Below are 771 nucleotides of genomic sequence, written 5' to 3'. Positions count from 1 at the left end.
ACCATGGTCGCCAGGACGGCCGCGGCGCCGGACATGTCGGTCTTCATGGTGGTCATGGACGTCGCGGGCTTCAACGACAGGCCACCGGAGTCGAAGGTGATCCCCTTGCCCACCAGCACCACGTGCCGGGCGTCCGCCGACGCGCGCGCCCCGTCCGACGAGGGGCCGCCGGCCGAGGGAGCGCCGGCCGAAGGGCCGCTGTAGGTCAGCCGCACCAGCCGGGGTGGGCGTGTCGAGCCCGCGCCCACCGCGACCAGCCCCCCGAAGCCCTCGCCGGCCAGTTCGTCGGGGCCGAGCACCTCGACGTCGAGGCCGGCGGCCCGGCCGAGCTCGACCGCGCGGTCGGCGAACCAGGCCGGTGACTTCAGCAGGCTCGGCGTATTGATCAGATCACGGGCGAGGTGGACGGCACGAGCGGCCGCGGCGGCGGCGGCGAGCGACGCCCGCAGGCCGACGTCGTCCGGATCCGGGACGACGAGCGTCACCTCACGCAGGATCCTCGACGGCTCGTCGGCGACGTCGGGCCCGGCATCGGCGGCGGACTCGACACCAGTACCGGTACCGGCAGGCTCAACGGTGACGGGCTCAACGGTGACGGGCTCGGCAGGGGTGCCGCCGAGGCCGGGGTCATCGGCATGACCAGCCGCGCCGCGCGGCGCGCTCGTCCCGCCCACCGCGGCGGCCGGATGCCCGCAAGCGGCGAACGGCCGGTAGGAGGCCAGCGCCAGGCCCTCGGCAAAGGCCCGTGCGGCGGCCGCGTCCACACCGGCC

General features: G+C 75.9%; 1 pseudogene. It reads right to left on the bottom strand.

Annotated elements, in window-relative coordinates:
• A pseudogene (locus NBX02_RS04040) lies at window positions 1-771 on the bottom strand (M17 family metallopeptidase); the annotation flags it as partial.

The sequence above is a fragment of the Protofrankia sp. CiP1_Cm_nod1 genome (assembly GCF_920888515.1).
Classification (GTDB): domain Bacteria; phylum Actinomycetota; class Actinomycetes; order Frankiales; family Frankiaceae; genus Protofrankia.
Note: the sequence above shows the minus strand (reverse complement) of the source record. Positions and strands in the feature narration are given on the sequence as shown.